Raw genomic sequence first — 5,397 nt, forward strand, 5'->3', positions numbered from 1 at the left:
AAACAATTGTTTTAAACCTTTTACCGTATTAACTTGTTTTCCTTCCGCCATTGCTTCCCAACCATATTCAGAGTGCATATCAAAAATTAAATTTACAGCAGCTCCTTTACGAATTATCCCAGATAAAAGTAAACGAGTCAGAAAAGACTTACCTGTTCCTGACTTGCCAAAAATGCCATTACTCCGTTCTACAAATCTATCTAAATCTAAACAAACAGGTACATCCATATCAATAGGTTTACCCACAGCAAAATTGCGCCGACTCTGGTCATCTTCCCTACCAAAAACCAGACTAAAATCTCTCTCACTTGCGTCAAATACTTGGGAAAAATGACTCGGAATAGTTTTTACTGGCATTAATTTAATTTCAGCACTGGTTTGAGCTTCAAAAGATGCTAAATTTTCTATGGATTGAGATTTTTTGTTATTGCCATTATCGTTATTAGCATTGAAATATACTGAGGACTTTTCTGAAGAAATAATTAACATCAACATTGGTGCAAGTTCGATAGTACCGTAAGTACTACCTCCAGCTAAAACAGATTGCAAAAAATCATCTGTAGGTAAAGGAGGATTAATCATTATTCGTTCGCTGGATGTTCCTAATAAAACATCAGTTAACATACAAAAAAAGTGGGCGCGTACTCCTTTTACGACCAAAAATTTACCAACCCGCATATCTTCTACTAATATGTCTGGATGTAGTCGTACTTCTAGTCCTTGACTGAGAGAACCTTGAATTACTGAACCTAATGGTTGTTCAAAATCCATATAAATTACTTAATTACTTGAGAATGCTATATCAAGTTATACCATTTTTATTAGCTATTGAGAGGAATTATATCAAGTCTGGTAGCATCGGTATTGTAAGGGTAAGGAAAAAGGAATAAAGAAGAAGGCTTTAGTTATCTAGAACAGAAGACTTAAAAGTTAGAAAAACTTAAATTTTCTGTAGATATTCACGCTAACTTTTACACAAAAGCAATTCTTATCTATCAATTTTCAATTATTTATCCCTGTTCCCTGTTTCCTGTTATTTATTTTCTGGAGATGTCTATTTGATAAATGACTCAGCATTGATGGTAGGTATTCCTGCACATAACTTTTCCGGCGTTATTGATTTGAGGTATGATATCATTCAGGATAAGAGGGCGAGCAAAAAACTTTCTCCTTCTACTCGGGGTTTCTTATTCTTTCTTCCCTCCTGACTCCTAACTTCCCCTCCAGGGGTGTGAGGTGGGTTGACTCCTAAGTAATTAGGATTAATATCATACACGTGCTTCAGCAACGCCACTTTTCCAAGTATTTTCACAAGGCAGTTCATTAGACATCTGGTAAAAATCAAAAATCAAATCAATTATCACACATAAATTATCAATTCTTTCTCCCTACTGCCTACTTCCTACTGCCTATTCCCTCATTTGGTGGAGATGTCTATTTTTCAACAAAGCCATAATTAATTATTAGACATCTGGTGAAAAAGATATAAACTTTTTGCAAGAGTAGGGAACAGGGAACAGCGGTGCGACCCCCCGTTGGCGACACACGCATCTGGTAGCGCACTCCTGTGAGGGAACAGGGAACAGGGAATAGATTTTCACACCTAAGATACGAAAAATGATTTTGTAAGTTACTGTTACAACTCTAGCTTATTTTAAATAAAAAGCAAGTTTATTTTCTGGAGATATCGGCGTTGCTGATTTTAGCTATGATTTGTATTTTTTGGCGATTGCTAAACTATATTAATGACAAATATTTGAGATTCTTCAGTTTTTATTTTCATACCTTGATTCAGCAACGCCGAGATATCTATTAATTGTTGACCCTTCCATGATAAAATTCAAATTACTGACTCCTAATTTTTTAACTACCAAAACTTCATGTCTGACAAAACTTATGAATTAATTCTGCGAAACAGTCGCTTATTGCAACCAACTCAACAAACAGAAATAGTAGATATCGCCATTGATGACAGTAAAATTGTTGCTATTTCTAAGGATATTCCAGCTTTTGCCTACCAAGAACTCGATCTTCAGGGAAAATTAGTCAGTCCACCATTTGTAGAATCTCACATTCATCTAGATTCTGCTCTCACTGCCGGAGAACCACGCTGGAATCAAAGTGGTACATTATTTGAGGGTATAGAAATTTGGGGTGATCGTAAGCAAGAGTTGACACTAGAAGATGTGAAAAAACGTGCTATTGACACTCTTAAACTCCAAGCTAGACAAGGAGTATTATTTGTTAGAACCCACATCGATGTTAGTGAACCAAAACTAACAGCATTACAAGCACTTTTAGAAGTAAAAGAAATTGTCAAAGATTGGATGAATTTACAAATAGTTGCTTTTCCCCAAGATGGTATTTATAGTAAAGATGAAAACCTCTCACTTTTAGAAAAAGCTTTACAATTAGGAGTGGATGGTGTGGGTGGAATTCCTCATTATGAATTTACGAGGGAAGATGGGGTAAAATCTGTGCATAAAATCTTTGAATTGGCAGAAAAATATGACTGTTTTATCGATATTCATTGTGATGAAATAGATGACGACCAATCACGTTTTTTAGAAGTAGTTGCTGCTGATGCTATTAGAACAGGTTTAACTTCACAAGTAACTGCTAGTCATACTACAGCTTTTGGTTCTTATAATAATGCTTATGCTTTGAAATTAATCAGTTTATTAGAGAGGTATAAAATTAATTTTATTGCTAATCCTTTAATTAATATTACTCTTCAAGGTCGTACTGATACTTATCCTAAAAGACGGGGTGTGACACGAGTAAAAGAGTTATGGCAACGAGGAATAAATGTTAGTTTTGGCCATGATTGTATACAAGATCCTTGGTATACTTTGGGTACTGGTAATATGTTGGATGTGGCTTATATGGGCGTACATATATGTCAAATGACTGGAATCAAAGAAATTGATGCTTGTTATCAAATGGTTACTTGGAATGGTGCGAAAACTTTAGGAGTAGAAGATGGGTATGGAATTAAAGTAGGAAATCCAGGCAATTTGATAGTTTTAGATGCGGATAGTTGTTTTAATGCAGTTAGGAAACGTGCTACTGTAAAATATGTATTTTGTCAGGCTAAATTATTGGCAGAGACTATTCCGAAAACAATTAAATTTACTTCTTTTACTTAAGGGAAATATTTTTGATTATACTGTAGTTATTGTGTAATGAAAAAAATCAAGAAATAGACTAGAAATTTTGTGGTAAAACTACTTAAAAAAATTGGATAATTGATGATTAATTATACATTTTTTATGATGAGAATTTCCTGATTAACTCTCAAAGCCTTTGTTTGTAAATTATTTAGCCTTTTTTATAAAAAAAATGCAATTTTTTTTCACTCCAAAAAGCTGAAAATACTCAAATTTTTAGCAAACCTAGATAGACAAAAATCAGACCATTATTCCTCCTTCATATTCCCGATTCATGAGATATAAAACCTGACTTATAACCTCGACAAAAATACTTTTTCAGCAAACCCTAATTACTAATTTAATTATGAAAAATATCGAAAAATATGTGGAATGTACGGCAGAATTAATCAATTTACCATTACAGCCAGAACACCTTCCCGGTGTAGTAGAAAATCTAGAAAAAATTGCAGCGATCGCTCAATTAGTCATAGACTTTCCCCTGCCACCAGAAATAGAGCAAGCACCAAAATTTGACCCAGAAAAATTAGGGAATTGATATGGCTACAAAAACTAGTGGTGGTGGATTGTAATGGTCGTGCATTGTAATTATTTTTGTTACCAGACACAGCAGTAGGAGCATCTTGCTCCCGTACTCGCGGGCAGGACCCGCACTAGACATTGTTCATCTGCGTATACCATTACTATGCAGAACTACCCAAAAACTTTTTTACTTTTTTACTTTTTTACCTATTAAACCAAAATGACTATCAAATTTAATGAAATAGATGCAATAGCGATCGCTACAGCTATCAAAACAGGGGAAACCACAGCTCAAACCATAGTAACTAAATGCTTACAACAAATTAACCAGCACAACCAAACCCTCAACTGCTTCACTGCTATTACTGCAGAAACCGCACTTAACACTGCCAAACAAATAGACACAGAAATTGCTCAAGGCAAAAATCCTGGTATCCTAGCAGGCGTGCCCTTTGCAGTCAAAAATCTCTACGACATCGCAGGTATAATAACTCTCGCTGGAGCCAAAATAAACGCCGAAAACCCACCCGCAACAGTAGACGCAACCGCCGTAGCTAAACTCAAACAAGCAGGCGCTATCCTCATCGGCGCCCTCAATATGGATGAATACGCCTACGGTTTTGTCACCGAAAATAGTCACTACGGCGCAACACCAAACCCTCACGATCTCACCCGCATCTCCGGGGGATCATCCGGTGGATCTGCTGCTGCCGTTGCTGCTAGTTTAGTACCCATAACTCTCGGTTCCGATACCAACGGTTCTATCCGCGTACCCGCCTCCTTATGCGGTGTATTCGGATTTAAACCCACTTATGGACGCTTGTCACGAGCAGGGGTTTTTCTGTTTGCTAGTAGTTTAGACCATGTCGGACCATTTGCTCGTTCTGTAAGAGACATCGCAACAGTTTATGATGTTTTACAGGGGTCAGATATTAGAGACCCAGTTTGTACCCATCGTACTCCGGAAGCTTGTTTGCCTCAACTCAATCACAATATTGAAAGTTTACGCATTGCAGTTGCTGACGATCACTTTGCCACAGGTGGGGAGCCAGAAGTTTTCGCAGCAGTGGAACAGGTGGCGACTGCATTGGGAGTAACTCGAAGGGTGACGATACCGGAAGCACACCGAGCTAGAGCTGCTGCTTATATTATTACTGCTACGGAGGGAGCTAATTTACATTTGGATAACTTACGCACTCGCCCCCAAGATTTCGACCCGGCAACTCGTGATCGCTTTTTAGCTGGCGCTTTAATTCCCGCAGACTGGTATATTCAAGCTCAACGTTTCCGCCGTTGGTATCAAGGTTGTGTTGGAGAAATATTTAAGGAAGTAGATATTATTCTGGCTCCCACTACACCTTGTGTTGCGCCACTATTGGGGCAGGAAAAAATGACTATTGCTGGGGAAGAAGTGTTGGTGCGTCCAAATTTGGGTTTGTATACGCAACCTTTGTCTTTTATCGGTTTGCCAGTTTTGTCAGTACCCATCCGTCGTACTAATGGTTTACCTTTGGGGGTACAAATTATTGCTGCACCTTATAATGAAGCATTGATTTTACAGGTAGCAGCAGCGTTGGAGATGGAAGTGTTAGTGTGCGACTCGTTGGTTAGTCAAACTGCTGAAAAGCAGATATATCTAGCCTTCCATGGCTAATCTTAAAGGAGGTTAAATATTTGGCCATCGGAAAACTCTTATTTCCTTAGT

Annotated in this window: 5 protein-coding genes; 3 read left to right on the forward strand and 2 right to left on the reverse strand. The window is 37.6% G+C overall.

Features of this window, described 5'->3' with window-relative positions:
• Together F6K27_RS32250 and F6K27_RS32255 are read right to left on the reverse strand one after the other, a co-directional pair.
• A partial coding sequence (locus F6K27_RS32250) for a helicase HerA domain-containing protein (RefSeq protein WP_287300961.1) occupies positions 1–771 on the reverse strand: 771 nt, incomplete at its 3' end.
• Between the two features lie 367 nt (positions 772–1,138).
• Complete coding sequence (locus F6K27_RS32255) at positions 1,139–1,312, reverse strand: hypothetical protein (protein ID WP_287279777.1); 174 nt, start codon at positions 1,310–1,312, stop codon at positions 1,139–1,141.
• Positions 1,313–1,880: 568 nt separating this feature from the next.
• Between F6K27_RS32255 and codA the strand changes: the two genes are divergently transcribed.
• The 3 genes from codA (at position 1,881) to F6K27_RS32270 (ending at position 5,346) form a co-directional block, all read left to right on the forward strand.
• Positions 1,881–3,149, forward strand: a complete 1,269-nt coding sequence (gene codA / locus F6K27_RS32260) for a cytosine deaminase (protein WP_287279779.1) — start codon at positions 1,881–1,883, stop codon at positions 3,147–3,149.
• Between the two features lie 367 nt (positions 3,150–3,516).
• Positions 3,517–3,708, forward strand: a complete 192-nt coding sequence (locus F6K27_RS32265) for a DUF4089 domain-containing protein (RefSeq protein WP_124147341.1) — start codon at positions 3,517–3,519, stop codon at positions 3,706–3,708.
• Positions 3,709–3,912: 204 nt separating this feature from the next.
• Positions 3,913–5,346 carry an AtzE family amidohydrolase gene (locus tag F6K27_RS32270; protein WP_287279781.1) on the forward strand — a complete coding sequence of 478 codons (1,434 nt, stop codon included), beginning with the start codon at positions 3,913–3,915 and terminating at the stop codon, positions 5,344–5,346.
• The last annotated feature ends 51 nt before the right edge of the window (positions 5,347–5,397 follow it).

The sequence above is a fragment of the Okeania sp. SIO2F5 genome (assembly GCF_010692685.1).
Taxonomy (GTDB): Bacteria; Cyanobacteriota; Cyanobacteriia; order Cyanobacteriales; family Microcoleaceae; genus Okeania; species Okeania hirsuta.